A 24148-nucleotide genomic window follows, 5' to 3' on the forward strand; every position below is an offset into this window, starting at 1 on the left:
CTCTGCGAAAGTCGTGGATCGCTCGACAATTTCGCGGTTCCCCGGCGAAGGCCGGGGCCTTTGCAAAACTGGTGCAACGACGCCGGGTCCCACGCCGTGCTCCTGCGCAGGCAGGAGCACAGGGTCAGGCAGAACAACGCCTGTATGGGCCGGTAACCCTGGGCTCCTGCCTGCGCAGGGGCACGGTGGAGACTTTTGCAAAGGCCCCGGCCTTCGCCGGGGAACAAGGAACTGAGGTTGGCAGAGGTCTCGGCTTGACCCGGGGTGACGAAGTCGGTCACTCTCACCCGCGCCCTCACTCCTCCCCGTAATACATCTCGCCGATGCGGATTTCTTCACGCCCCTGGGCGACGCGGTGCGCGTTGGTGTCGCGCAGCGAATAGACGCAGCCGCAATATTCCTGCTGGTAGAAATGCTCGCGCTTGCTGATCTCGATCATCCGCGCCGCGCCGCCGCCCTTGCGCCAGTTGAACGTCCAGTACGAAATGCCCGGATAATGCGCCGCCGCGCGCTCGCCGCTGCCGTTGATCTGCGTCATGTTCTTCCAGCGCGAGATGCCCAGCGACGACGTGATGACGGGAAAGCCGTTCTCGTGCGCGTACAGCGCGGTGCGCTCGAACCGCATGTCGAAACACATCGTGCAGCGCAGCCCCCGCTCGGGCTCGAACTCCATTCCCCTGGCGCGCCTGAACCAGTTCACCGTGTCGTAATCGGCATCGACGAAGGGGACGCCGTGCTTTTCGGCGAAGCGGATATTCTCCTCCTTGCGGAGGATATATTCCTCCTTGGGGTGGATGTTGGGATTGTAGAAGAAGATCGTATAGTCGATCCCGCTCGCGGTCATCGCCTCCATCACTTCGCCCGAACACGGCGCGCAGCAGGAGTGGAGCAGCACCTTCGTCTGGCCGTCGGGCGGGGTGAGCACGGGTCGTTGCAGGTTCTCGGTCATGCCGCCGCCGTAGCCGATCATGGCCGCGAAGTCACCGATCGCCTATATCGCCCGCGTGCCGCGCAAGATCATCCATATCGACATGGACGCCTTCTACGCCAGCGTCGAGCAGCGCGACGCGCCGGAACTGCGCGGGCGCCCGGTCGCGGTCGGGGGCAGCCGCGCGCGCGGCGTGGTGGCGGCGGCCAGCTACGAGGCGCGGGTGTTCGGGGTACGCTCCGCCATGCCCTCGGTCACCGCGATCCGGCGCTGCCCCGACCTGGTCTTCGTCAAGCCGCGGTTCGAAGTGTATAGCGCGATCAGCCGCCAGATCCGCGCGATCTTCGCCGATTACACCGACCTGATCGAGCCGCTGTCGCTCGACGAGGCGTATCTGGACGTTACCGAAGATCGCCACGGGCTCGGCTCCGCACAGGCCATCGCCGAGCAGATCCGTGCCCGCATCAGGGAAGAGACGCAGCTGACCGCATCGGCCGGCGTCAGCTACAACAAGTTCATCGCAAAGCTCGCCTCCGACCAGAACAAGCCCGACGGCATCTGCGTCATCCCGCCCGCGAAGGGCGCCGCCTTCGTCGCGTCGCTGCCGGTCAAGCGCTTCCACGGCGTCGGCCCCGTCACCACCGGGAAGATGGCGCGGCTGGGGATCGAGACCGGGGCGGACCTGCGCGCGCGCAGCATCGACATGCTCCGCCGGCATTTCGGCAGCTACGCCGATTACCTCTACGCCGCGGCGCGCGGAGAGGACGAGCGCCCGGTCCGCGCGCACCGCGTCGCCAAGTCGATCGGCGCCGAGCGCACCTTCTCGACCAACCTCGGCGATCCCGCCGCGATCGACGAGGGGCTGGCGCTGGTCGCCGATGCCGCCTGGACCCGGATCGAGCGCGGGCAGGCGCGCGGGCGCACCGTCACGCTGAAGGTCCGCCGCGCCGACTTCCACACCATCACCCGCGCGCGCTCGGTCCCCGCGGGCATCGCGGACAAGGCGCATTTCCTCGCCACCGGCGCAGGCCTGCTCGCGCCGCTGCTTCCCGTCGCCGGCGGGATCCGGCTGCTCGGGCTCACGCTGTCGGGCATGATCCGCGACGAGGAGGATGCGCAGCCCGCGCTGCCGCTGTAGAGGCGGCGGGCATGAAACCACCGATCGGCCCCGCCACCCGCCTGTGCATGTCGCTCGCCGCCCGCCCCGGCACCTTCGGCTCGCGCTTCCACAACCATCTCTACGCCGCGCTGGGGCTGGATTACGTCTACAAGGCGTTCACGACCACCGACCTGGCGGGCGCGATCGCCGGCATCCGCGCGCTGGGCATCCGCGGCTGCGCGGTATCGATGCCGTTCAAGGAGGACGTGATCCCGCTACTCGACGCGCTGCGCAGCTCCGCCGCCGCGATCGAGAGCGTCAACACCATCGTCAACGACGACGGGCATCTGTCCGGCTACAACACCGACTATAGCGCGGTCGCCGCGTTGGTGCAGCCGCTCGCCCGCCGCCCCTTCCTGCTGCGCGGCAGCGGCGGCATGGCGAAGGCGGTGGCGACCGCGATGGTCGACGCAGGCTTCGCCGGCGGCACGATCGTCGCGCGCAACGCCGCCAGGGGGCCGGCGCTCGCGACGAAGCTCGGTTGCGACTGGGTCGCCGATGCCGACGAGCGGACCGCGCCGATCCTGGTCAACGTCACGCCGCTCGGCATGACCGGCGCCGATCAGGACGCGCTCGCCTTCACCCCGGCGCAGATCGCCGCGGCGGAGGTCGTGATCGATGCCGTGGCCAGGCCGGTCGACACCCCGCTGCTGCGCGCGGCGCGATCCGCGGGCAAGCGCGTGGTGACCGGCGCCGCGATCGCCAAGCTGCAGGCGCTGGAGCAGTTCGTGCTCTATACCGGCGTCACCCCCACCGACGAACAGGTCGCGGCGGCGGAGGCCTTCGCGCTGGCCTGACGTCACGCGGCGACCGCCATCGCCTCCGTCGCCGCGAGCAGGGTGACGGTCGCGGTGGCCCCGCCCCCTCTCCCCGCGCTCTCCAGCCGCAACGTGCCGTCCATCGCGACCAGCGTGTTCGCGCACCAATGCAGCCCCAGCCCCCCGGACTTGTGCGCGCGGGTCGAAAAACCGCGCCGGAACAGCAGCGCCGCCTCCGCGGGATCGAAGCCTTCGCCGTCATCCGCGATGCGCAGGCTCACCTGATCGTCGCCCCGCGCGACCGAAACGGTCACCCGCCCCCGCGTTCGCCCGGTCGCGGCGATCGCTTCGGCCGCATTGGCGAACAGATTGCCGATCACCTGGCTGAGCAGGACCGCATTCGCGCGCACCATGACCGGCGCGTCCGGCAGCACGAAGGCCGCGATCGCACCCCCCGCATGCCCCGCGATCGCCGCCTGTTGCGTCAGGATCAGCGTCAGATCGCACGCCGCCAGCCGCGGCCGCTCGTGTGCCGTCGCCTGCTGCTGCCCGATGATGTCGAGCACATGCGCCAGCGCGCGCCGCGCCATCGCGTCCTGCGCGACGCGTTCCGCCATCGCCGCGGTCCCCGCATCCAGCGCCCTCATGACGAAGGCGATCAGCCGCCTGCGACGATCCTCCTCCAGTTCCGGCCCGGCGAGCTCGTCCAGCGCGCGGCGCACCAGCGCCACGTCGAACGGCGGCTGCACCACGGCATGGCTCAGCATCGTGCCGATCGGCGACAGCGCGTTGCGGACGTTGTGCATCACCGCCACCGCGCTTTCCGAGCGCCCCAGCGCGAAGGTCTGCACCGCATTCTGCTCGCGCAGCCGCCGCAGCTGCGCCAGCATCGCGTTGAAGCTGCGCCCCAGCGCGCCGATCTCGTCCACGCGCGCCTCGTTCGGGAACGGATTCAGCACGCCCGACGAGCGCACCCCCTCCATATGGAGCTGCAACCGCGCCAGCGGCGTCAGCACCTGCTCCCCGATCATCCGCCGCAGCATCGTCAGCACCAGCAGCAGGAGCAGCACCGATCCCGCGATCGCCAGCAGTAAAAGCCGCCGCCCCAGCGTCGACACCTCGCGCGGCACCATGAAGCGGATGCTCGCCACCCCGCGCCCGTCGGCCCCGGGAAGCGGCATCGCGACCGCCAGATGGTGCCGTTCCGGCTGGACCGACGTCGCGTCGACCGGCGTCCGATCGATCGCGATGCTCGGCTCGATCCGCGACAACATCGCCCCCGTGACCGGCCGCACCGCCACGATGGTGCCGCCACGGGCGTCCGGCGCGACGCCGATCGCCGCGACACCCGCCCCCCGGCGCATGAAATAGCCGCCCACCGCCCGCCGGCCGGGCACGGCATACACCAGCGCCGCCCGCGAGCGACCCTTCACCCCGTCGGCATGATCGCGCGCCATCTCCTGCACCTCGGTCGTCATTGCGCGCAGCGCGCCCTCTATCCGCACGACATGGACGTCGGCGGAGCGGCGTTCCAGCACGGAGAAACTGGGCACCAGCACGCTCGCCAGCAGCACCGTCGCGCCCAGCGCGCCCGCGATCCCCACCGCGGTCAGCATGAGCACGAGCCGCGCCCCCAGCGACGGGGTGCGCAACGCGCGAAGGACCTCGCGCATCGTCAGCCGTCGGTGCCGGTCCGCGCCAGCGGCGTGGGTCGCATCCCCGTCCCCGCGAGCCAGCGCCGGTGCGCCAGCCCGATCGCCTGCGCCGCCGTCACCGGGCAGCTGAAGAACGCGCCCTGCAGATGGCTGGCCCCCGCGGCGCGCAGCAGGTCGACATGCGCCTGCGTCTCGACCCCCTCGGCCACGACGTTCAGCCCCAGCGAATGCGCCAGGTGGATGATCGAGCGCACGATCGCGAGCGATTCGCGTTCCCGCGGCATGCCCTCGATGAAGCTGCGGTCGATCTTCAGCGTATCGAGCGCGAAGGTGCGGATGTTGTAGAGCGAGGAATAGCCGGTCCCGAAATCGTCGAGCGCGATGCGGAAGCCGAGCGCGCGCAGCTGGTCCAGCGTCCGCGCCGCCCCTTCGGCATCGTCGAAGATCGCGGTCTCGGTGATCTCGATCTGGATGCGGGCCGGGTCGACGCCCGCGCGCTCCACGCGCGCGCGGATGTCGGCCACGAAATTCTGGCGACGGAACTGGCGCGGGCTGACGTTGACGGAGACATACTGGCCCGGGAAACGCTTCACCGCCATCAGGCTGCGCTCCAGCACCCAGTCGCCCAGCTCGTGGATCAGGTTCGATTCCTCCGCGATCGGGATGAAGATCGCGGGGCTCACCGGCCCATGCTCGCGCGTGTTCCAGCGCAACAGCGTCTCGAAGCCGACGATCTCGTGCGCCGCGCCGCTGACGATCGGCTGGAACGCCAGCGACAGCTCGCAGCGCTCGATCGCGCGGCTCAGCCCCTTCTCGATCCGCTGGCGCAGCCGCACGTTCTCGTCCAGCTCGCGGTCGAACAGCCGCGCGCAGTTCCGCCCGTGCCGCTTGGCATCGTTGAGCGCCAGATCGGCGCGGCGCAGCAGGTGGACCGCGTCGTTGCCGCCCGCCGGATCGGCCACGATCAGCCCCATCGATGCAGCGCCGCGCACCGACTGGCCGAAGATCGTCACCGTCGTGGAGCACGCCGCGACCAGCGCATCGGCGGTGGCGAGCCCCGACGCCTGGTCCTGCGTGTCGTAGAGCAGGCCGAACTCGTCGCCGCCCAGCCGCGCGACCATGCCGCCCTCGGGCAGCGCATCCTGCAACTGGCGGCACACCGCGCGCAGCAACGCGTCGCCCGCCAGATGCCCCATCGTGTCGTTGACCTGCTTGAAACGGTCGAGGTCGAGCATCGCCACCGCGAAGGCGCCGGGGCGGCGGACGCGCTCGTGCAGCGCGCGCTGGAAGGCGACGCGATTGGGCGCCTCGGTCAGGGAGTCGTGGCTGGCGACGTGGAGCGCGCGGCGCTCGTTCGCGGCGAGCTCCGCTGCCTGCTGCTCCAGCTGCACCAGCTGCCGCGCGAGCGTCGCATGCGCGTCGCGCAGCGCGCGGTCCATGCCCCAGCGCTTGCCGAGCGACGCGGCCAGCTGCGCGACCTCGCCCACCTCGAACGGCTTGGCGATGTAGAACAGCTTGTCGACCGGCCCTGCGACGCGCGCGATGTCGACCAGCGAGAAGTCGGAATAACCCGTGACGATCACGATCTGGATATCGGGGTCGAGCGCGCGGATACGGCGTGCGGTGTCGCGCCCGTCGATCCCGGCCGGCATCCGAACGTCGATGAAGGCGATGCGGAACGGGTCGCCCGCGGCCAGCGCGCGCTCCACCTCCGCCACGGCATCCAGCCCCTGGAGATGGTGGACGGTGTCGAAGACCGGCGCGTCGTCGTTGTGCGGCGGTGCGTCGGGCAGGTCGCCGAACAGCTCGCCCGCCATCGCCGACAGCGCCGCGGCGGATGCCGGCGGCGGCGACAGCGCCAGACGATAGCCGTCGTGTACTGTCGGTTCGTCGTCGACGATCAGGATCCGCATCGGTCTTCCCTCCCCCCCGGGATCGCCGGCACGTCCGGCGCGTGGATGGTGGGGTAAGCGCGGAGGGTTAAGCAGCCGTAAACCGTGTCTCCAGCGCTATCTCGCCCAGCACCACCGCACCCAGCGGACCGGCGTTGCCGCCCAGCGCCGCGGGGACGATGAACGTGTCCATGGCCTGCACCTGCGGCAGCGCGACATAGCCGTTCAGATGCGCCGCGGTGGCGCGCCGCAACCGCGGCAGCAGGTCCGGATTGCCCACCATGACGCCGCCGCCCAGCACGATGCGGCGCGGCACCCCCGTCAGCGTCAGCGTCGCGAAGAGGTGCGACAGCGCATCGACCACCGTATCCCAGGCGGGATCGTCGAGCGACAGCGCCTCGCCCTTCACCCCCGTCCGCGCCGCGATCGCCGGCCCCGCGGCCAGCCCCTCGACGCAGGCGCCGTGGAACGGGCAGGCCCCGCCCCAATCGTCGCCCAGCAGCCGCGGCGGGCGGATATGCCCCAGTTCCGAATGGGTCATGCCGTCGACCGGCCGGCCGTGCGCGATCATCCCCGCGCCCACGCCGGTGCCGACCGTGACATAGGCCAGGTCGCCCAGCCCCTGCCCGGCGCCCCAGCGCGCCTCGCCCATCGCCGCGCCCACGACATCGCTGTGAAAGCCGACCGGCACGCCGTAGCGCGCCTTCAGCCGCTTCGCGATATCGGTATTGGCCCAGTGCGGCTTGGGCGTTGAGGTGATGTGCCCATAGTCGCCCGCCGCCGGATCGATCGAGACGGGCCCGAAGCTGGCGACGCCGATCGCGGCGAACTCGCGCCAGCCATCGAGGGCGGCCTCCAGCGCGGGCAGCGTCTCGTCCGGGTGCGTGGTCGGGACGCGCACTTCCTCCAGGATATGATCCGGGCCGCTCGCCAGGATCGCGATGCACTTCGTGCCCCCCAGCTCCACTCCGGCGATCAGTCGCTCCGACGTCGGCATTCAGTCGTCCTCCTGGGCCGCGGCGTCGATCCGGCGCAGCATGTCGGTGAATTGTCGCAGCTCATGCGCGTCGAACCGGCCGAAGATGCGACGTTCCCACTCCATCGCCTTGGGCGCGATCTCGGCATAGAGCGCGCGGCCGGCATCGGTCAGCGTCAAATGGTGCGAGCGGCGGTCGCCCGGATTGGGCGCGCGCGCCAGCAGCCCCCGCGCGGTCAGCGCGATCGCGGCGCGGCTGACCGTCACCTTGTCCATCCGGCTGAGCTCGCCCAGCTGCGCCTGCGTGATCGGGGCATGTTCCGCGATCAGCGCGATCAGCCGCCACTCCGGGATCGATAACCCGAACAGCGCGTCATACGCCTGTGCGATCCGGTCGCTCACGCGATTGGACGTCACCGACAGCAGGTACGGCAGGAAACGGTCGAGATGAAGGCGTTCGGCCATGGGACAGTCGCGCTACCACGGGACGCGGCGCAGCGGAACCGGGCGGCGCAATGTTGCATTATCGTGACGACAGGCTGATGGTGTCGACACGATGACCGTGATACGCGCGAACGGAATAGAGATCGATTACGAGGACCACGGCCCCGCCGACGGTCCCGCGGTGCTGCTCGTCATGGGGCTGGGCGCGCAGCTGGTGCGCTGGCCGATGGCGATGGTCGACGGGCTGGTGGCGCATGGCTACCGCGTCATCCGTTTCGACAATCGCGACGTCGGCCTGTCGACGAAGTTCGATCACGCCGGCGTCCCCGGCATCGTATGGACCGCGATCCAGAAGCGGTGCGGGCTCACCCCCGTCGTGCCCTATACGCTGACCGACATGGCGCAGGACGCGGTCGGGCTGCTCGACGCGCTGTCGATCCCGCGCGCGCATGTCGTCGGCGCCTCGATGGGGGGCATGATCGCGCAGCTGATGGCGGCACGCTGGCCAGATCGGGTGGAGACGCTCACCTCGATCATGTCCACCACCGGCCGCGCCGATTGCTCGCGTCCGACGATGCGCACCACGGCGCTGCTGCTGCGCCACCCGCGCAGCGACGATGTGGAGGCGATCGTCGCGCATGGCACGATGGCCGGGCGCGCGGTCGGCGGGCGTTTCCCGATGGAGGATGCCTTCATGGCGGAGCGCATCCGCAGCGAAACGCTGCGCAACCGCTGCCCCACCGGCTTCCTGCGCCAGATGGCGGCGATCATCGCCGATGGCGACCGCACCGAACGGCTGCGCCGTATCACCGCCCCGACGCTGGTGATCCACGGCAGCGACGATCCGCTGGTGCCCGTCGCCGGCGGTCGTGAGACGGCACGCGCCATACCCGGCGCGCGCCTGCTCGAGATCGAGGGCATGGGGCACACGCTGCCGCCGCAGGTCATTCCTCAGATCGTCGACGCCATCGCCGCGCACGCCCGCGCCCTCCCCCCGGTGGCCCGCGCCGCGTGAGCTCCCCGCGCCCCGCGGTGCGGATCGACATGGTGTCGGACATCGTGTGTCCGTGGTGCGCGATCGGCCTTGCCGAACTGGAACGCGCGATCGCCAGGGTGGGCGATACGGTCGACGTCGAGCTCGTCTTCCACCCCCTTCAGCTCAATCCCGGCCTCCCGCCCGAGGGCGAGGCGGTGCGCGACAATCTCGCGCGCAAATACGGCGCCGGCCCCGATCAGGCCCGCGCCGCCGGCCAGCGCATCCGCGCCGCGGCGGACGAAGCGGGGATCGATCTCGGCGGGCGCCCCGACCGTTTGTACGACACCTTCGATGCGCATCGCCTGCTCCATTGGGCGGCGCAGCGGCAACGCCAGTTGCCCCTCAAGCGCGCGTTGCTCGACAGCTATTTCATGTGCGGCGAGAATATCTCAGACTCCGAGGTACTGGTCGCCGCCGCGACCCGCGCCGGGCTCGACCCCGACGCGGCACGCCATGTCCTGACCGCGGGCGACCATGCCGGCGATGTGCGTGCGGCGGAGGGATATTGGCGCGGCGAAGGCGTCATGTCGGTGCCGACGATGGTGCTCGACGGGCGCTACGTCATTCCCGGCGCGCAGTCCGCCGCGCGGCTGGAGAAGGCGCTGCGCCGCCGCGCTGCCGAGGCAACCGCGCCATAGCCGCCGCCCCGCCACGGCAGCATATGCCGGGAGCGGACGCGCAACGCGCGCCATAATCTTCGGGAAAGCGTCGGCAGTGCGGCAGCCAATGCTTGCCGCGCCTGCGTAGTTTTCCCCCATCGCCGCGTGGCGATGCGACTCATGGCGCGCGAAGGAGACGATCGATGGCCACCGGCATACAGGTGAAGGCGACGCTACGCCGGATGACCCCGGCCGATCTTCCCGCCGCGCACGATCTGTCGCGCGAGGTCAAATGGCCCCACCGGATCGAGGATTGGGAGATGATGCTCGCGCTGGGCGAGGGGCAGGTGGCGGAGATCGACGACCGCATCGTCGGATCGGCCCTCACCTGGCAATTCGGCGCGGACGGCGATGCGTCGCGCGCCGCCACGATCGGCATGGTCATCGTCACCCCCGATGCGCAGGGCATGGGCATCGGCCGCCGCCTGATGGAGGCGCTGCTGGAGCGGCATCCCGGCCGCAGCGTCATGCTGAATGCGACCGAGGAAGGGCTGCCGCTCTACGAGAAGCTCGGCTTCGAGCGGCTCGGCACCATCGTCCAGCATCAGGGCGCGGCGTTCCGCGTGCCGGTTGCCGAGCTGATCCCCGGCGAGCGCGTCCGCCCGCTCGGCACCAAGGATGACGAGACGCTGTTCGCGCTCGCCCGCGCCGCGACCGGCATGGACCGGCGCGCGCTGCTGGAGGCGATCCTGCCCGGCGCGCAGGGCGTGATGCTGACGCGCGAGAACGAGCCGGTCGGCTTCGCGCTCTTCCGCCGCTTCGGTCGCGGCTATCTGATCGGCCCGGTCGTCGCCCCCGACGTCGGCGGTGCGAAGGTGCTGATCTCGCACTGGCTCGGCTCCAACGCGGGCGCCTTCTGCCGGATGGACGTGCCCGAGACCAGCGGGCTGGCGGAGTGGCTGGAGGATCTGGGCCTGCCGCAGGTCGGCCGCGTGGTCACGATGGTCCGCGGGCCGGCGCCGGCGACCGATCCCGCCACCCGTCTCTTCTCCCTCACCACACAGGCGCTCGGATGACCCTTCAGCTTTCCAACCCGTCGCTGTTCGTCCAGCAGGCGCTGATCGCGGGCGAATGGCGTGACGCCGGCGGCGGCGCGACGATCGCGGTCGAGGACCCCGCCACTGGCGCGACGATCGGCACCGTCCCCGATTGCACCGCGCAGGATACCCAGGCCGCCATCGCCGCGGCCGAGGCCGCGTGGCCGGCGTGGCGCGCGCGCACCGCGGGGGACCGCGCCGCGCTGATCGAACGCTGGTACGCGCTCGTCATGGAGAATGTCGCCGACTTGGGCCGCATCATGACCGCGGAGCAGGGCAAGCCGATCGCCGAGGCCGAGGGCGAGATCCGCTACGCCGCCACCTTCATCAAGTGGTTCGCGGAGGAAGGTCGCCGTATCGACGGCTCGATCGTCCCGGGACCCGAGGCGAGCCGCCGCATCCTGGTGATGAAGCAGCCGGTGGGCGTCTCCGCGGCGATCACGCCGTGGAATTTCCCGGCGGCGATGATTACCCGCAAGTGCTCGCCCGCCCTGGCGGCGGGCTGCCCCGTGGTGGTCAAGCCGTCCGACCTGACTCCCTTCACCGCGCTGGCGCTGGCGAAGCTGGCGCAGGATGCCGGCATCCCCGCCGGCGTCATCAACGTCCTGACCGGCCGGCCCGAGGCGATCGGCGCGGCGCTGACCGCCAGCCCGGTCGTGCGCAAGCTATCCTTCACCGGGTCGACCCGCGTCGGCGCGCTGCTGATGCGCCAGTCGGCCGACACCATCAAGCGGCTGAGCCTGGAGCTGGGGGGCAACGCCCCGCTCATCGTCTTCGACGACGCCGATGTCGATCTGGCGGTGGCGAGCACCATGGCCAGCAAGTTCCGCAACGCCGGCCAGACCTGCGTCTGCGCCAACCGCATCCTGGTGCAGGACGGCGTGTTCGACACCTTCGCGGCGAAGCTGGCGGCGGCCGTCTCCGCGCTCAAGGTCGCGCCCGGCGACCGCGACGGCGCCACGATCGGCCCGCTCATCAACCACGCCGCGATCGATAAGGTCCGCGCCCACGTCGACGATGCACTGTCGCACGGCGCGACGATCTACGCGCAGGCGGGCGAGGTCGCGTCCGATGCCGGCGCCGACCGCTTCGCCACCCCCGTGGTGCTGACCGGCGCGACCCGCGACATGCGGCTGGCGGACGAGGAGACGTTCGGCCCGGTCGCCCCGCTGTTCCGCTTCACCCACGAGGCGGAGGCGATCGAACTGGCCAATGCCACCAGCTACGGCCTCGCCAGCTATTTCTATACCGAAAACCTGCACCGCGCGTTCCGCGTCGCGGAGGCGCTGGAGACGGGCATGGTCGCGCTCAACACCGGCGGCATCGCGATGGAGATGGCGCCGTTCGGCGGCATCAAGCAGTCCGGGCTGGGCCGCGAGGGCGCGCATGCCGGGATCGAGGAATATCTGGAAACCAAGGCGTTCCACATCGGGGGACTGAAGGCGTGAGCGAGACCAACCGTCGTTATTCCATCGCCGTCATCCCCGGCGACGGCATCGGCAAGGAAGTGATGCCGGAGGGCATCCGCGTGCTGGAGCGCGCCGCCGCGCTCTACGGGTTCGAGGTCGAGCAGACGTGGCACGATTTCGCCTGCTGCGACTATTATGCGGCGCACGGCAAGATGCTGCCCGACGACTGGAAGGAGCGGATCGGCAACCCGTCCGCGATCTTCTTCGGCGCGGTGGGCTGGCCCGACACGGTGCCCGACCACATCTCGCTGTGGGGCTCGCTGCTCCAGTTCCGCCGCGAATACGATCAATACGTCAACCTGCGCCCGGTGCGGCTGATGCCGGGCGTCCCCTGCCCGCTGGTCGGGCGCGAACCCGGCGACATCGATTTCTGGGTGGTGCGCGAGAATACCGAGGGCGAGTATAGTGCGGTCGGCGGGCGCATGTTCCCCGGCACCGAGCGCGAGGTCGTGATCCAGGAAACGGTCATGACCCGCCACGGCACCGACCGGGTGCTGCGCTATGCCTTCGATCTGGCCGCCACGCGCGAGCGCCGCCACGTCACCTCCGCCACGAAGTCCAACGGCATCGCCATCACCATGCCGTGGTGGGACGAGCGCGTGGAGGAGATGGCGAAGAACTATCCCACCGTCACCCACGACAAATATCATATCGACATCCTGACCGCGCAGTTCGTGCTGAACCCGGACCGTTTCGATGTCGTGGTCGCCTCCAACCTGTTCGGCGACATCCTGTCCGATCTGGGGCCTGCCTGCACCGGCACGATCGGCGTCGCGCCGTCGGGCAACATCAACCCGGACGGCACATTCCCCTCGCTGTTCGAGCCGGTCCACGGCTCCGCCCCCGATATCGCGGGCAAGGGCATCGCCAACCCGGTCGGCCAGATCTGGTCCGCGGCGATGATGCTGGAGCATCTGGGCGAGGCGGAGGCCGCCGCCGCGATCATGCGCGCGGTCGAAACGGTACTGGCCGAGCCGGGCCTGCGCACCGGCGACCTGAAGGGTACCGCGAACACCATCGAATGCGGCAGGGCGATCGCCGAGGCGCTGGCCTGACAAGCGCGTGCGGGACCCCGGATCAAGCCCGGGGTCCCGCATCTTACGCTCCGAAACACCACGGCACGATCTGCCGCCCTTCCCCCGCAAAACCCCATCGCGCACCCGCCGCGGCCGCCACAAACGCGCTTCCACTCCGCCCCGCCGGGCGTACGCTCCGCAGCATGAGCACGAACCACACCCCCGGCATGCTGCCCAACCGCTCGCTGCTGGACATCGACCGCGACCACCTGATCCACCCGGTCACGTCCTTCCGCGGGCATGAGGCGCGCGGCGCCACGCTGCTGGAATCGGGTCAGGGCATGTGGCTGACCGATATGGCGGGCAACCGCCTGCTCGACGCCTTCGCCGGACTGTGGTGCGTCAACGTCGGCTACGGGCACGAGAGCATCGTCGAGGTCGCCGCGGAGCAGATGCGCCGCCTTCCCTATGCCACCGGCTATTTCCACTTCGGTAGCGAACCCGCCGTCCGCCTCGCCGAAAAGCTGGTCGAGATTACCCCGGAGGGCCTCGACCACGTCTATTTCACGCTGGGCGGCTCCGACGCGGTCGACAGCGCGATCCGCTATATCACGCATTACTGGAACGCGGTCGGCCGCCCGACGAAGAAGCAGTTCATCGCGCTGGAACGCGGCTATCACGGCTCCAGCACCACCGGCGCCGGGCTGACCGCGCTCGCCAATTTCCACCGCCAGTTCGACCTGCCGCGCGCATGGCAGCATCATCTGCCGTCGCCCTACCCCTATCGCAGCGATACGCCGGGCGACGATGCCGCGATCATCGCCGCCTCGGTCGCGCAGCTCCACGCCAGGGTCGCGGCGCTGGGCGCGGACAATGTCGCCGCCTTCTTCTGCGAGCCCATTCAGGGATCGGGCGGCGTCGTCGTGCCCCCGCGCGGCTGGCTGAAGGCGATGCGCGACGCCTGTACCGCGCTCGACATCCTGTTCGTCACCGACGAGGTCATCACCGGCTTCGGTCGTACCGGCCCGATGTTCGCCTGCGACGACGAGGGCGTCTCGCCCGACCTGATGACGCTCGCGAAGGGCCTGACCGCGGGCTACGTGCCGATGGGCGCGGTGATGATGTCGGAGAAGGTCTATCGGGGCATCGCCGATGGCGCCGCGCCGGAGCTGCCGATCGGCCACGGCATGACCTATTCGGGCCATCCGGTCAGCGCCGCGGTCGGGCTGGAGGTGATCCGCCTCTATCAGGAGGGCGGCATCCTCGCCAACGGACAGCGGGTCGCCGCCCGCTTCGACGCCGGTATGGCGAGGCTGGCGGAGCATCCGATGGTGGGCGAGACGCGCGGTCGCGGGCTGCTCGGCGCGATCGAGCTGGTCGCGGACAAGTCGACGAAGGCGCGCTTCGACCCCACGCTCAAGATCCCCGACCGGCTCTTCGCCGCGGGCTATGCCAACGGCGTGATCTTCCGCTCCTTCCCCGACAATATCATCGGCCTCGCGCCCGCGCTGTGCGCGAGCGATGCGGAGATGGACGAGATCTTCGCCCGCATCGCCAAGACGCTGGACGGATTGCTCGACGAGCGCGATATCCGCGCCGCACTCGCAGCATAGGGGACGCGGCCATGGTGAGTGGGATCAAGCTGGACCGGATCGACCTGAAGATCCTGACGCAGCTGCAACAGGCGGGGCGAATCACCAACGTGGAGCTGGCCGACGCGATCGGCCTCTCGCCCAGCCCCTGCCTCACCCGCGTCAAGCGGCTGGAGAAGGCGGGCTACATCACCGGCTATGGCGCGCATGTCGATCTCGCCAGGCTCGGCGAATTCCTGACCGTCTTCACCGAGGTCACGCTGACGGAGCATCGCTCCGGCGACTTCTCCCGCTTCGAGACGCGCATCCGCAAGCTGGACGAGATCGTCGAATGCCACCTCGTCAGCGGCGGCTACGACTATCTGCTGAAGTTCGTCACCCGTGGCGTCGCGCATTACCAGTCGATCATCGAGGATATGCTGGAAAGCGACTACGGGATCGAGAAATACTTCAGCTACGTCGTCATCAAATCTCCCTTCATCAAGCATCACTACCCCCTCCAGCACCTGTTCGGGGAGCAGAAGTGAGCGCGGTCGACGACCTCGTCCCCGCGCTGGTCGCGCTGCGCCGCGACATCCACGCGCATCCCGAGCTCGGCTATCGGGAGCATCGCACCGCTGCGCTGATCGCGGCGCAGCTGCGGGCGATCGGCGTGGAGGTGCACGAGGGGATCGGCGGTACCGGCGTCGTCGGCGTGCTGCACCACGGCACCTCGCCCCGTACGATCGGGCTGCGCGCCGACATGGACGCGCTGCCGATCGAGGAGCAGAACGATCACGCCTGGCGCAGCACCATGCCCGGCGCGTTCCACGGCTGCGGCCATGACGGGCATGTCGCGATGCTGCTGGGCGCGGCGCAGCATCTGGCGCGCACCCGCGAGTTCGACGGCACGATCCACTTCATCTTCCAGCCGGCCGAGGAGGGTCTCGGCGGCGCGCGCGCGATGGTGCGCGACGGGCTCTTCACGCGGTTCCCGTGCGATCGCGTGTTCGCGCTCCACAACTGGCCCGACCTGCCGATGGGCACGATCGCGACGCGTCCGGGCCCGATCATGGGGGCGGCCGACAAGTTCGAGATCGTCGTGACCGGGCGCGGCGGTCATGCCGCCATCCCGCACGATACGCCCGACGCGATCCTGGCGGCGGCGCAGCTGGCAACGCAGCTCAACACTGTCGTCTCGCGCCGGATCGCGCCGACCGCCAGCGCGGTGCTGTCGATCACGCGCATCAACGGCGGCCACACCCACAACGTCCTGCCCGCCAGCGTCGTGTTGGGCGGCACGATCCGCACCTTCGACCCCGCGGTGCAGGACGTGATCGAGGACGCGGTGCGCGGCATCGCGGCGGGCGTGGCGCTATCCTTCGATGTGACGGTCGAGGTGGAGTACGACCGCTATTACCCCGCGACGATCAACCACGCCGATGCCGCCGCCGAGGCGATGGCCGCCGCCGCGACCGTGGGCGAGGCGCAACTGGCGCCCGAGCCCGCGTTCACGTCGGAAGATTTCTCCTTCATGCTACAGGTGTGCCCCGGCGCCTACGTCTGGCTCGGCCAGGCGCGCCCCGAGTTGCCGTCGATGCCGCTCCACAATCCGCGCTACGACTTCAACGACGCCGTCCTGCCGCTCGGCATCCGCCTCCACGTCGCGCTGGCGGAGCGGCATCTGGCGAAGGCCTGACACGAATGCCACCGCCACCCCGGCCTTGAGTCGCGGTCCCGCTGTTACCAGCCGTCGACAGAAGCGAGCCCCCGGCTCAAGGCGAGACCTTTGCAAAAGGCCACTCCGTGCTCCTGCGCAGGCAGGAGCCCAGGGTTGCGGGTCCCAAAAGGCGTTGATCTGCCTGGCCCTGGGCTCCTGCCTGCGCAGGAGCACGGCAAGGACCCGGCGCCGTTGCACCCGTTTTGCAAAGGTCCCGCTCAAGGCCGGGGTGACGAACGACGCGGGGCGACGATGCCGGACGCCCACAAGGCCCACCAGACAATCACCGGCTGCAGCAACAGTCGCGGCGCATGGTACCAGATCGGCAGCCCGGTCCCGCGGGACAGGTCCATCACCGCATGCTGGAGGTTCGCGGGCCAGACGCACAGCGCATAGGCCGCCAGCGCCCAGCCCGCGGCACGCCGCCAGCGCGGCAGCATCAGCCCGAGGGCGCCAACCAGTTCGCACAGCCCCGTCACCAGCACGACCATACGCGGCGCGGGTACGAACGGAGGCACGATCCGTACCACCGCATCGACGAAGACCAGATGCCCGATCCCCGCGATCGCATAGAAGGCCGCCAGCAACCCGCGCGCGACGCGGCCCGCGCGGGTGTCCGCCATCGTCAGGCCTCGACCGCCAGCAACGTCACGCCCGCATATTTCTCGTCACCGGCATCGAACAATTCGCTCGGCTTGAAGCGCCGCGGCGTGATGCGCAGCGCGGCCAGCCCCGACAGCTTGAACGCGCCGATCTTCGGCTCCTTGGGCGGCTGGCCGTCGCGCTCGATCGTCAGCGCGTCGAGATAGATCTCGCCATGCTTCGTGTACAGAACGTGCGGCGCCAGCGTCACCGCGCCACGATTGTACGTGGCGGCGATCGCCTGCTGCTTCACGATCGCCTCGAAGACGACCGGCACGGTATCGGGCACGGGGGACGGCTGGGGCGCGGTTTCGTCACTCATCGCGCGCTCCTTACTCCATCACGCTGCGTTGCAGCAACAACGCGCATGCCCTCATTCGTCCATCAGCCGCTGCGCGAAATAGGTCATCTGCAACGCCTGCAACCGTGCCGCCTGCGCCACGTCGGCATCGCCCGAGTGACCGCCCGCGGTATCCTCGAAGAAGAGATACGGCAGCCCGTATTCCTTCATCCGCGCCGCGAACTTGCGCGCATGCTGCGGCCCGACGCGATCGTCCTTCGTCGTGGTCCAGATATAGGTCTCCGGATACGCCACCCCGCGCTTCAGATTGTGATAGGGCGAGATCCGCTCCAGGAACGCGCGCTCCTCCGGCACCGACACCGACCCATATTCGTCGACCCACGACGCGCCGGCCGCGATCCTTTCATAGCGCAGCATGTCGAGCAGCGGCACCTGGATGGTGACGGCGCGCCACATGTCGGGATGCTGGTTCAGCTCCACCCCCATCAGCAGCCCGCCGTTGGAGCCGCCGTAGATGCCCAGCTTCGCCGGGCTGGTCAGCCGCCGCGCGAACAGGTCCTTCGCCACCGCCGCGAAGTCGTCGTAGATCACCTGCCGCTTCGTCTTGCGCCCGGCATCGTGCCACGCCGGGCCGAACTCGCCCCCGCCGCGGATGTTGGCCAGCACATAGGCGCCGCCGCGCTCCAGCCACAGCTTGCCGGTCGTCGCGGCATAGGAGGGCAGCATCGGCACCTCGAATCCGCCATACGCCGTCATCAGCGTCGGGGTGCGGCCGTCGCGCGGCGCATCGGCGCGGTGGACGACGAAATAGGGCACCTTCGTCCCGTCCGTAGAGGTCGCCTCGAACTGCTCGGCGACCAGCCCTGCAGCGTCGAACCGCGCCGGCAGCGCCTTCAGCAGCGTCGGCGCGGCGGTACTTCCGGCATCGAACACCGCCAACGTCGTGGGCGTCAGGAAGGCGTTGGCGACGAGGAACGCGCGGTTGTTCGCGTCCGACGTGCCCGTCACGGTGAAGATCGCATTGTCCGGCAGCGCGAGCGTCCGCGCGGTCCAGCCCTTCGCACCCGGCGTCAGCACCGCGACCCGCCCGCGGACATTGTCGGTATAATCGACGATCAGGTGATCGCGCGTCGCATCCACCCCCGACACCGCCTGCCGCGCGGTCGGCACGAACACCGCCTCGGGCTGCGGCTTGGCGCCCTCCAGCGCGGCGAGCGGCAGCGCGGCCACCGCACCCGCGGGCAGCGTGCCCCAGGGCTCGCTCGTCTCGAACACCAGGCGTCCGTCGACCATCGCCGCGGCGCGCACCCGTGCCGGGATCGCCAGCGGCTTCACCCCCGCGGGGGTCCACAACGACTTCTGGCTACCGAAGAAGGTGCTCTGCCGCTCGATCACGACCGCGCGGTGCCCCTTCGCATCGGTGAAGGTGGTCGCATAGGTGCCGAGCTGATCCTCGGGGCGCCCACGAAACACCTCGGTCGCCGTCGATAGCGGCGCGCCGCGCTTCACCATCTTCACGACATAGGGATAGCTCGACACCGTCATCGTGCCCGCGCCCCAGTCGCGGCTCACCAGCAGCGTGTCCCGGTCGATCCAGGTCGCGCCCTGCTTCGACGTCGGCAGCACGAATCCGCCCGCGACGAACGTGCCCGCCGCCACGTCGAACTCGCGATAGGTGATCGCGTCCTCGCCCCCTTCCGACAGCGCGACCAGGCACAGCCGCTCCTCGGGCGAGAGACAGACCGCGCCTTTCCAGACCCATTTCTTCCCCTCGGCGCGGCTGAGCGCGTCGAGATCGAGCAGCGTGCGCCATTGCGGCGTGGCGGCGGCGTAATCCTCCGCCGTGGTCCACCGCCACAGCCCCTGCGGATGATCGGCATCGCGCCAGAAATTGACGATCCGCCCCATCAGCTGCCCCGGCATCGGGATGCGATCGGTCGCGGATGCGATCGCCAGCGCCTCGCGGTGGAACGCCGCGTAGCGCGGATCGCCCTCCAGCCGCGCCAGCGTGCGCCTGTTCTCCGCCTCGACCCAGGCGAGCGCCTTCGCGCCGTCCTTGTCCTCCAGCCAGATATAGGGGTCGGCCTGGGTCGCCGCGCGCGTCGCCTGTGTCATTCCCGCCGTCTGCGCGTCCGCGCCGCTTCCCGCAAGCAGCGCCGCCGCCGCCATCCATCCCGACCGCATACCGTCACTCCACTTCCTCGCCCATCGGTGCGACAGATGCCGCGCGGGAACAACCCCGCGCGTTCCGAGTCCCCCCTTGCGATGCCACGAACCCGACCGCTCGCCCTCCCCGCCTCCGCCGACGGCCTGCCCACGCCGCGTCGCTATGCCGCGGTGGCGGCTTTGTGTTTCGGCACCGCCCTGGTCATCATCGACGGCGGCGTCGCGAACGTGGCGCTGCCGACGATCGCGCGCGACCTGGGGGTCAGCTCGTCGTCGGTGGTGGCGATCGTCACCGTCTACCAGCTGATGCTGGTCATGCTGATGCTGCCCTTCGCCGGGCTGGGCGAGCGGATCGGGTTGAAGCGGATGTATCAGGTCGGGCAGCTGATCTTCACCGTCGCGACCCTGCTGTGCTTCTTCGCCAAGAGCCTGCCGTTCCTGCTCGTCGTCCGCGCCGCGCAGGCGGTGGGCGCCGCCGGCGCGCTGGCGGTCGCCTCGGCACTGATCCGGCAGACCTATCCCGCGCAGCAGCTGGGCCGCGGGCTTGGCATCAATTCGGTGATCGTCTCCAGCTCCGCTGCCGCCGCACCGACGATCGGCGGGCTGGTGCTGTCCGTCGCGCCCTGGCCATGGGTATTCGCCAGCGCGATCCCCTTCGCGATCGCCTCGTTGCTGCTGGGACGCGCGCTGCCGGACACGCCACGCCGCGACCGCAAGTTCGACGTGCTGGGCGCGGTGATGTGCGCCGCGATGTTCGGGCTGGTCATCGGCGGCGCGGAAAGCGCGGTCCACGGCGACAGCCCCGTCGTATCGGCGGCGATCGTGGCGATCGGCATCGCCATCGGCGTGGTCTACGTCCGCCGCGAGCGCTCCACGCCCAGCCCGATCCTGCCCGTCGACCTGCTCGGCCGCCCGGTCATCGCGCTGTCGACGCTGGGCGGGTTCACCGCCTTCGTCGCCTCGATGACGCTGCTGCTGTCGACGCCGTTCCGACTGACGCACGAATTCGGCTTCACCGCCGCCGCGGTGGGGGCAGCGATCGCCCCCTGGCCGCTCACCAACATGATCGTCGCCCCGCTCACGGGCTGGCTGTCCGACCGGATTCCCGCCGGGCTGCTCGGCGGGATCGGCATGGCGATCTCGATCACCGCGCTGCTGCTGATCGCGTTCATGCCCGCGGACCCCAGCTATTTCGACATTGCGTGGCGTATGGCGCTGTGCGGGTCGGGGTTCGGCACCTTTCTGCCCCCCAACGCCCGCCTCATCATCGGCTCCGCCCCGCGCGCGCGCGCCGCCGCGGCAGGAGGCCTCGTCAGTACGGTGCGGCTGGTGGGGCAGACGACGGGCGCGACGCTGGTCGCGGCGCTGCTCGCCGCGGGGGTCGGCGCCGGCATGGCCCCGCCGCTGGTCGCCGCCGGGCTGGCGCTGGTCGCGGGGCTGTGCAGCCTCGCGCGCCTTCGCCCCTCGATCCGCGAGCCCAAAGCGGGCGAGGCGGACGACGCGCAACCCGCAGCGTCGGTGCGCTGAGCGTGTTCCGGCGAACGCCGGAACCCAGGGCCACGAGCGCTGCGCCCTGTTACTCTGGGCTCCTGCCTGCGCAGGAGCACGGCGAGGTCACCCCCGCCACCCCACGGCCGCCAGCCACAACCACCCGACGATCAGCAACGCCCCCCCGATCGGCGTGATCGCCCCCAGCCAGCGCGGCAGGCCCAGCGCCATCAGATAGAGCGTCCCGGCGAACACCCCCGCGCCGATCACGAACAGCCACGCCGGCCCGCGCGCCTCCATCCGCAGCGCGATCAGCGACGCCAGCACGTGGATCAGCTGATAATGCGCGCCCGTCTTCAGCCATTCGACCGCCGCGCCGCTCGCGCCATGCGCGCCGAACGCCCCCGCCGCGACCGCCAGCGCGCCCGACAGCGCCGCCAATACCAGGATCAGGTTCACGGTCGCTCTCCCCCGCCCCACGGCGCCTGCGCCGCCACCATCGCGCGCGCCGCGCGGATGTCCCCCGCCTCGATCTGGATCCGCAGCCGCTCCTTGTCGCGGGCGCGGTACATGTCCTCCGCGCGGTCGATGTCGGCGCGCGCGATGCCGGCATCCGCCATCGCCAGCCGCGCCATCTTGACCGCCGACTCCATCACCTCGCGCACGACATAGCGCGCCGGCCCCGGCTTCAGCTTCACCAGCGCGCGGCGATCATAGGCGCGCACGTACAGCGCGGCGTTCGGGAACGCCTCCTGTATGCTCTCCAGCGTGTCGGGCTGGATTTGGTCGCCGTCCATGCAGAACAGGATCATCTCCGCCTCCGCCGCGCCCGCCTGCCGCAGCAGGTCCAGCCGCGTTCCGTCGCCGTAATAGACCTTCGACCCGAACTCTCCGGCGATGTCGATCATCTCGATATCGGTGTCGATCAGCGTGACGGGGATGTCCTGCGTCATCAGCATCTGTCCGACCGTCTGGCCGAACCGGCCATAGCCCACGATGATCGCATTCGCCCCGTCCGCCATCGGCCCGTCGCGCTCCTGCTCCTGCGTCAGCGGCTGCTCGCGGAACGCTCGCGTCGCCGCCATCAGGAACGGCGTGGTCGCCATCGACAGCGTGATGATCGCCCCGAACAGGCTCGCCGCCTCCGGCGCGATCAGATACGCGTTCTGCGCCTGCGCCAGCAGCACGAAGCCGAACTCGCCCCCCTGGCTCAGCAACAGGCCGAGCGCGAGCGCGGGGCGCCACTCCATCCGGAACGCACGCCCGATCAGCGTGATGACCCCCGCCTTCGTCACCACCAGCGCGGCGGCGATCGCGACGACGAACAGCGGGCGGTCCGCGATCGCCTGCAGGTTCAGCATCATGCCGACCGCCAGGAAGAACAGCCCGAGCAGGATCGAACGGAACGGCTCGACATCGGTTTCCAGCTCGTGCCGGTACGGGCTGTCCGCCAGCATCACGCCCGCCACGAACGCGCCCAGCGCGGGCGACAGCCCCAGCGCCTGCATCAGCGCCGCGGCGGCGATGACCGTGAACAGCGCGGCGAACACGAACATCTCGCGCTCGCCCAGCCGCCCGATCAGCCGGAACAGCGGCCGCAGCACGAACCGCCCTGCCGCGATCAGCCCGCTGATGGCGAGCACGGTATAGATCACCAGCAGCCACCCCGGCGGTCCGCCCAGGTCGGCCGGATTGCGGCTCATCGCGGCGATGATCGTAATCATCGGGATGATCGACAGGTCCTGGAACAGCAGGATCGAAAACGCGCGTTCGCCGAACGGCGTCCGCAGCCGCCCGGAGGATTGCAGCATCGGCAGCACCTGCGCGGTCGACGACAGCGCCAGCGGCATCCCCACCGCCAGCGCCGCCGCGAGCGAGAAATGCGCAAGGCCGAGCAGGATCGCGGAAATCGCGATTCCGCACGCCACCACCTGCACCAGCCCCAGCCCGAGGATGTCCTGTTTCAGCCGCCACAGCCGCGTCGGGCTCAGCTCCAGCCCGACGATGAACAGCAGCAGCGTGATGCCGAGCTCGGCGAACCCCAGCTTCGTCTCCGCATCGCCGACCAGCCCCAGCAGGTGCGGCCCGACCAGCGCGCCCGCGACCAGGAAGCCCAGCGTCGCACCCAGCCCCAGCCGCCGGAACACCAGCACGAAGACCAGCCCCGCACCGAGCAGGATCGTCCCGTCGCGGACCAGCGACGCCCCATCCGCGGCATGTTCCATCAGGCCGGGGCCTTTTCACGCGCGCGCTCGGCCGCCTCCGCCGCCGCCTCGAACGCCAGACGGATCGACGGATGCCGCGCGGTCAGCTTCAGTCCCGGCGTGAAGATGTCGAGGCCGGGCCAGTCCGGCACCGCGCCCTCCCCCGCCAGCCACGCGGTCAGTGCGTCGCGCGCCGCGGCGATCTCCTCGGGCGAGCGGCCGACGACGTGCCGCGCCATCAGCGTGGAGGACGCCTGCCCCAGCAGGCAGGCGCGCACCACCGTCCCCACGCGCGCCACCCGCCCGTCGTCGCCCAGGTCGACGTCGACCGTCACCCGGCTGCCGCAGATCGGCGAACGCTTCTCCGCGCTGCCCGCGGCGTCCGCCAGCCGCTCCGGAAAGGGGTTGCCGATCGCCAGCGCGCTGATCTCGGGGGTGTAGAGGTCCATGCTCATGATTCTTGTCCGTTGTCCGCCGCCGATGACGGGCGCTTCACCCGCGGCGCGAAGACCGGCTCGCCCTTGCGGCGACGGTCGACGAAGTCCGCGATGCCCGCGCTGGTGGCACTCAGCAAGGGGTAGCTGCGCGCCTGCACCAGCCATCCCGGTCGCCGCGTCGGCCCGCCCCCCATCACATCCAGCACCAGCACCACGAACAGATAGGCGAGGCTCGCCAGGATCACACCCTTCAGCGCACCGAAACCGAAGCCGAGCGCGCGATCGATCGGCCCCAGCACCGAGGTGCGCGTCCGCCGGGAAACCGCCCCCACGACGAGCTTGCCCACCAGATAGCTGCCCCCCGCCAGGATGACGAACGCCAGCACCGCCGCGCCCGACGCGGTCCCGACCATTCCCGCCAGCGCCCGCGCGAACGGCAGGTGAAAGATCTTGAGCGCGAACACGATCGCCACCCAGGCGAACAGCGCCAGCACCTCGCCCACGAACCCGCGCCGCGCGCCGTACAGCGCGGTCAGTGCGACGAGGACGAGGACGATGATGTCGAGACCGTGCAGACCCATGCGCGCATC

23 protein-coding genes are annotated in these 24148 nt (G+C 70.3%); 11 read left to right on the top strand and 12 right to left on the bottom strand.

Translation table 11 applies throughout. From position 1 onward, the window contains the following. Nucleotides 1–295: 295 nt before the first annotated feature. Nucleotides 296–970, bottom strand: coding sequence for an epoxyqueuosine reductase QueH (locus tag PGN23_RS13455; protein WP_443019785.1), 675 nt, complete (start codon nt 968–970; stop codon nt 296–298). Here PGN23_RS13455 and dinB point away from each other — a divergent pair. Next, a complete protein-coding gene (gene dinB / locus PGN23_RS13460) occupies nt 969–2066 on the top strand; it encodes a DNA polymerase IV (protein WP_335303444.1) in 1098 nt (365 codons plus the stop codon). The genes PGN23_RS13455 and dinB overlap by 2 nt on opposite strands. An 11-nt stretch (nt 2067–2077) precedes the next feature. Beyond that, nucleotides 2078–2884, top strand: a complete 807-nt coding sequence (locus PGN23_RS13465) for a shikimate 5-dehydrogenase (protein WP_335303445.1) — start codon at nt 2078–2080, stop codon at nt 2882–2884. Nucleotides 2885–2886: 2 nt separating this feature from the next. Here the strand turns inward: PGN23_RS13465 and PGN23_RS13470 are convergent, their stop codons facing one another. From PGN23_RS13470 to PGN23_RS13485, 4 genes are all read right to left on the bottom strand, one after another. After that, entirely contained in the window at nt 2887–4518 is a 1632-nt protein-coding gene (locus PGN23_RS13470) for a sensor histidine kinase (RefSeq protein ID WP_335303446.1), read from the bottom strand. A 2-nt stretch (nt 4519–4520) separates the two neighbouring features. Continuing rightward, a complete protein-coding gene (locus PGN23_RS13475; protein WP_335303447.1) occupies nt 4521–6413 on the bottom strand; it encodes a putative bifunctional diguanylate cyclase/phosphodiesterase in 1893 nt (630 codons plus the stop codon). A gap of 67 nt (nt 6414–6480) precedes the next feature. Further along, complete coding sequence (locus PGN23_RS13480; RefSeq protein WP_335303448.1) at nt 6481–7389, bottom strand: ROK family protein; 909 nt, start codon at nt 7387–7389, stop codon at nt 6481–6483. Then, the gene (locus PGN23_RS13485) at nt 7390–7833 is read right to left on the bottom strand and encodes a MarR family winged helix-turn-helix transcriptional regulator (protein ID WP_335303449.1); all 444 of its coding nucleotides are present in this window, start codon (nt 7831–7833) and stop codon (nt 7390–7392) included. A gap of 91 nt (nt 7834–7924) precedes the next feature. Between PGN23_RS13485 and PGN23_RS13490 the strand changes: the two genes are divergently transcribed. From PGN23_RS13490 to PGN23_RS13525, 8 genes are all read left to right on the top strand, one after another. Next, entirely contained in the window at nt 7925–8827 is a 903-nt protein-coding gene (locus tag PGN23_RS13490) for an alpha/beta fold hydrolase (RefSeq protein WP_335303450.1), read from the top strand. Beyond that, complete coding sequence (locus tag PGN23_RS13495; protein WP_335303451.1) at nt 8824–9486, top strand: DsbA family oxidoreductase; 663 nt, start codon at nt 8824–8826, stop codon at nt 9484–9486. Before PGN23_RS13490 ends, PGN23_RS13495 begins: the two co-directional genes overlap by 4 nt. A gap of 164 nt (nt 9487–9650) precedes the next feature. Then, entirely contained in the window at nt 9651–10523 is an 873-nt protein-coding gene (locus PGN23_RS13500) for a GNAT family N-acetyltransferase (protein WP_335303452.1), read from the top strand. Beyond that, the gene (locus PGN23_RS13505) at nt 10520–11992 is read left to right on the top strand and encodes an NAD-dependent succinate-semialdehyde dehydrogenase (RefSeq protein ID WP_335303453.1); all 1473 of its coding nucleotides are present in this window, start codon (nt 10520–10522) and stop codon (nt 11990–11992) included. Before PGN23_RS13500 ends, PGN23_RS13505 begins: the two co-directional genes overlap by 4 nt. Continuing rightward, nucleotides 11989–13068 (top strand): tartrate dehydrogenase, encoded by a 1080-nt coding sequence (locus PGN23_RS13510; RefSeq protein ID WP_335303454.1) that lies wholly within the window; start codon nt 11989–11991, stop codon nt 13066–13068. Before PGN23_RS13505 ends, PGN23_RS13510 begins: the two co-directional genes overlap by 4 nt. A gap of 164 nt (nt 13069–13232) precedes the next feature. Further along, nucleotides 13233–14642: an aspartate aminotransferase family protein gene (locus PGN23_RS13515; RefSeq protein ID WP_335303455.1), complete on the top strand. Its 1410-nt coding sequence runs from the start codon at nt 13233–13235 to the stop codon at nt 14640–14642. 11 nt (nt 14643–14653) lie between these two features. Further along, nucleotides 14654–15148, top strand: a complete 495-nt coding sequence (locus tag PGN23_RS13520) for an Lrp/AsnC family transcriptional regulator (RefSeq protein ID WP_335303457.1) — start codon at nt 14654–14656, stop codon at nt 15146–15148. Then, complete coding sequence (locus tag PGN23_RS13525; RefSeq protein WP_335303459.1) at nt 15145–16299, top strand: M20 aminoacylase family protein; 1155 nt, start codon at nt 15145–15147, stop codon at nt 16297–16299. The genes PGN23_RS13520 and PGN23_RS13525 overlap by 4 nt, the downstream gene beginning before the upstream one ends. A 239-nt stretch (nt 16300–16538) precedes the next feature. Here the strand turns inward: PGN23_RS13525 and PGN23_RS13530 are convergent, their stop codons facing one another. The 3 genes from PGN23_RS13530 to PGN23_RS13540 are packed head-to-tail and all read right to left on the bottom strand — an operon-like array spanning nt 16539 to nt 19447. Then, nucleotides 16539–16943, bottom strand: coding sequence for a DoxX family protein (locus tag PGN23_RS13530; protein ID WP_335303460.1), 405 nt, complete (start codon nt 16941–16943; stop codon nt 16539–16541). Between the two features lie 2 nt (nt 16944–16945). Further along, nucleotides 16946–17284 (bottom strand): hypothetical protein, encoded by a 339-nt coding sequence (locus PGN23_RS13535; protein WP_335303461.1) that lies wholly within the window; start codon nt 17282–17284, stop codon nt 16946–16948. A 51-nt stretch (nt 17285–17335) separates the two neighbouring features. Further along, a complete protein-coding gene (locus PGN23_RS13540; RefSeq protein WP_335303462.1) occupies nt 17336–19447 on the bottom strand; it encodes a prolyl oligopeptidase family serine peptidase in 2112 nt (703 codons plus the stop codon). Nucleotides 19448–19528: 81 nt separating this feature from the next. Between PGN23_RS13540 and PGN23_RS13545 the strand changes: the two genes are divergently transcribed. Beyond that, a complete protein-coding gene (locus PGN23_RS13545) occupies nt 19529–20956 on the top strand; it encodes an MFS transporter (protein ID WP_335303464.1) in 1428 nt (475 codons plus the stop codon). An 87-nt stretch (nt 20957–21043) separates the two neighbouring features. On the opposite strand, the gene PGN23_RS13550 is transcribed toward PGN23_RS13545, so the two are convergent. From PGN23_RS13550 to PGN23_RS13565, 4 genes are read right to left on the bottom strand one after another with little or no spacing between them, the layout of a single operon-like run. Further along, entirely contained in the window at nt 21044–21370 is a 327-nt protein-coding gene (locus PGN23_RS13550; protein ID WP_443019812.1) for a DUF423 domain-containing protein, read from the bottom strand. Nucleotides 21371–21372: 2 nt separating this feature from the next. Further along, a complete protein-coding gene (locus PGN23_RS13555) occupies nt 21373–23142 on the bottom strand; it encodes a cation:proton antiporter domain-containing protein (RefSeq protein WP_335303466.1) in 1770 nt (589 codons plus the stop codon). Beyond that, nucleotides 23142–23576 carry an iron-sulfur cluster assembly scaffold protein gene (locus PGN23_RS13560; protein ID WP_335303468.1) on the bottom strand — a complete coding sequence of 145 codons (435 nt, stop codon included), beginning with the start codon at nt 23574–23576 and terminating at the stop codon, nt 23142–23144. Before PGN23_RS13560 ends, PGN23_RS13555 begins: the two co-directional genes overlap by 1 nt. Next, nucleotides 23573–24139, bottom strand: a complete 567-nt coding sequence (locus tag PGN23_RS13565; RefSeq protein WP_335303469.1) for a CvpA family protein — start codon at nt 24137–24139, stop codon at nt 23573–23575. The genes PGN23_RS13560 and PGN23_RS13565 overlap by 4 nt, the downstream gene beginning before the upstream one ends. Nucleotides 24140–24148: the final 9 nt, after the last annotated feature.

The organism is Sphingomonas adhaesiva (genome assembly GCF_036946125.1).
GTDB lineage: Bacteria > Pseudomonadota > Alphaproteobacteria > Sphingomonadales > Sphingomonadaceae > Sphingomonas > Sphingomonas adhaesiva_A.

What these genes read in the sequence shown, in the direction of transcription:
- PGN23_RS13520 (WP_335303457.1), top strand. Translation starts at nt 14,654, where the DNA reads ATGGTGAGTGGGATCAAGCTGGACCGGATCGACCTGAAGATCCTGACG.
- PGN23_RS13465 (WP_335303445.1), top strand. Translation starts at nt 2,078, where the DNA reads ATGAAACCACCGATCGGCCCCGCCACCCGCCTGTGCATGTCGCTCGCC.
- PGN23_RS13555 (WP_335303466.1), bottom strand. Translation starts at nt 23,142, where the DNA reads ATGGAACATGCCGCGGATGGGGCGTCGCTGGTCCGCGACGGGACGATC.
- PGN23_RS13540 (WP_335303462.1), bottom strand. Translation starts at nt 19,447, where the DNA reads ATGCGGTCGGGATGGATGGCGGCGGCGGCGCTGCTTGCGGGAAGCGGC.
- PGN23_RS13500 (WP_335303452.1), top strand. Translation starts at nt 9,651, where the DNA reads ATGGCCACCGGCATACAGGTGAAGGCGACGCTACGCCGGATGACCCCG.
- PGN23_RS13505 (WP_335303453.1), top strand. Translation starts at nt 10,520, where the DNA reads ATGACCCTTCAGCTTTCCAACCCGTCGCTGTTCGTCCAGCAGGCGCTG.
- PGN23_RS13475 (WP_335303447.1), bottom strand. Translation starts at nt 6,413, where the DNA reads ATGCGGATCCTGATCGTCGACGACGAACCGACAGTACACGACGGCTAT.
- PGN23_RS13470 (WP_335303446.1), bottom strand. Translation starts at nt 4,518, where the DNA reads ATGCGCGAGGTCCTTCGCGCGTTGCGCACCCCGTCGCTGGGGGCGCGG.
- PGN23_RS13455 (WP_443019785.1), bottom strand. Translation starts at nt 970, where the DNA reads ATGATCGGCTACGGCGGCGGCATGACCGAGAACCTGCAACGACCCGTG.
- PGN23_RS13545 (WP_335303464.1), top strand. Translation starts at nt 19,529, where the DNA reads ATGCCACGAACCCGACCGCTCGCCCTCCCCGCCTCCGCCGACGGCCTG.
- PGN23_RS13535 (WP_335303461.1), bottom strand. Translation starts at nt 17,284, where the DNA reads ATGAGTGACGAAACCGCGCCCCAGCCGTCCCCCGTGCCCGATACCGTG.
- PGN23_RS13480 (WP_335303448.1), bottom strand. Translation starts at nt 7,389, where the DNA reads ATGCCGACGTCGGAGCGACTGATCGCCGGAGTGGAGCTGGGGGGCACG.
- PGN23_RS13485 (WP_335303449.1), bottom strand. Translation starts at nt 7,833, where the DNA reads ATGGCCGAACGCCTTCATCTCGACCGTTTCCTGCCGTACCTGCTGTCG.
- PGN23_RS13490 (WP_335303450.1), top strand. Translation starts at nt 7,925, where the DNA reads ATGACCGTGATACGCGCGAACGGAATAGAGATCGATTACGAGGACCAC.
- PGN23_RS13560 (WP_335303468.1), bottom strand. Translation starts at nt 23,576, where the DNA reads ATGAGCATGGACCTCTACACCCCCGAGATCAGCGCGCTGGCGATCGGC.
- PGN23_RS13530 (WP_335303460.1), bottom strand. Translation starts at nt 16,943, where the DNA reads ATGGCGGACACCCGCGCGGGCCGCGTCGCGCGCGGGTTGCTGGCGGCC.
- PGN23_RS13565 (WP_335303469.1), bottom strand. Translation starts at nt 24,139, where the DNA reads ATGGGTCTGCACGGTCTCGACATCATCGTCCTCGTCCTCGTCGCACTG.
- PGN23_RS13515 (WP_335303455.1), top strand. Translation starts at nt 13,233, where the DNA reads ATGAGCACGAACCACACCCCCGGCATGCTGCCCAACCGCTCGCTGCTG.
- dinB (WP_335303444.1), top strand. Translation starts at nt 969, where the DNA reads ATGGCCGCGAAGTCACCGATCGCCTATATCGCCCGCGTGCCGCGCAAG.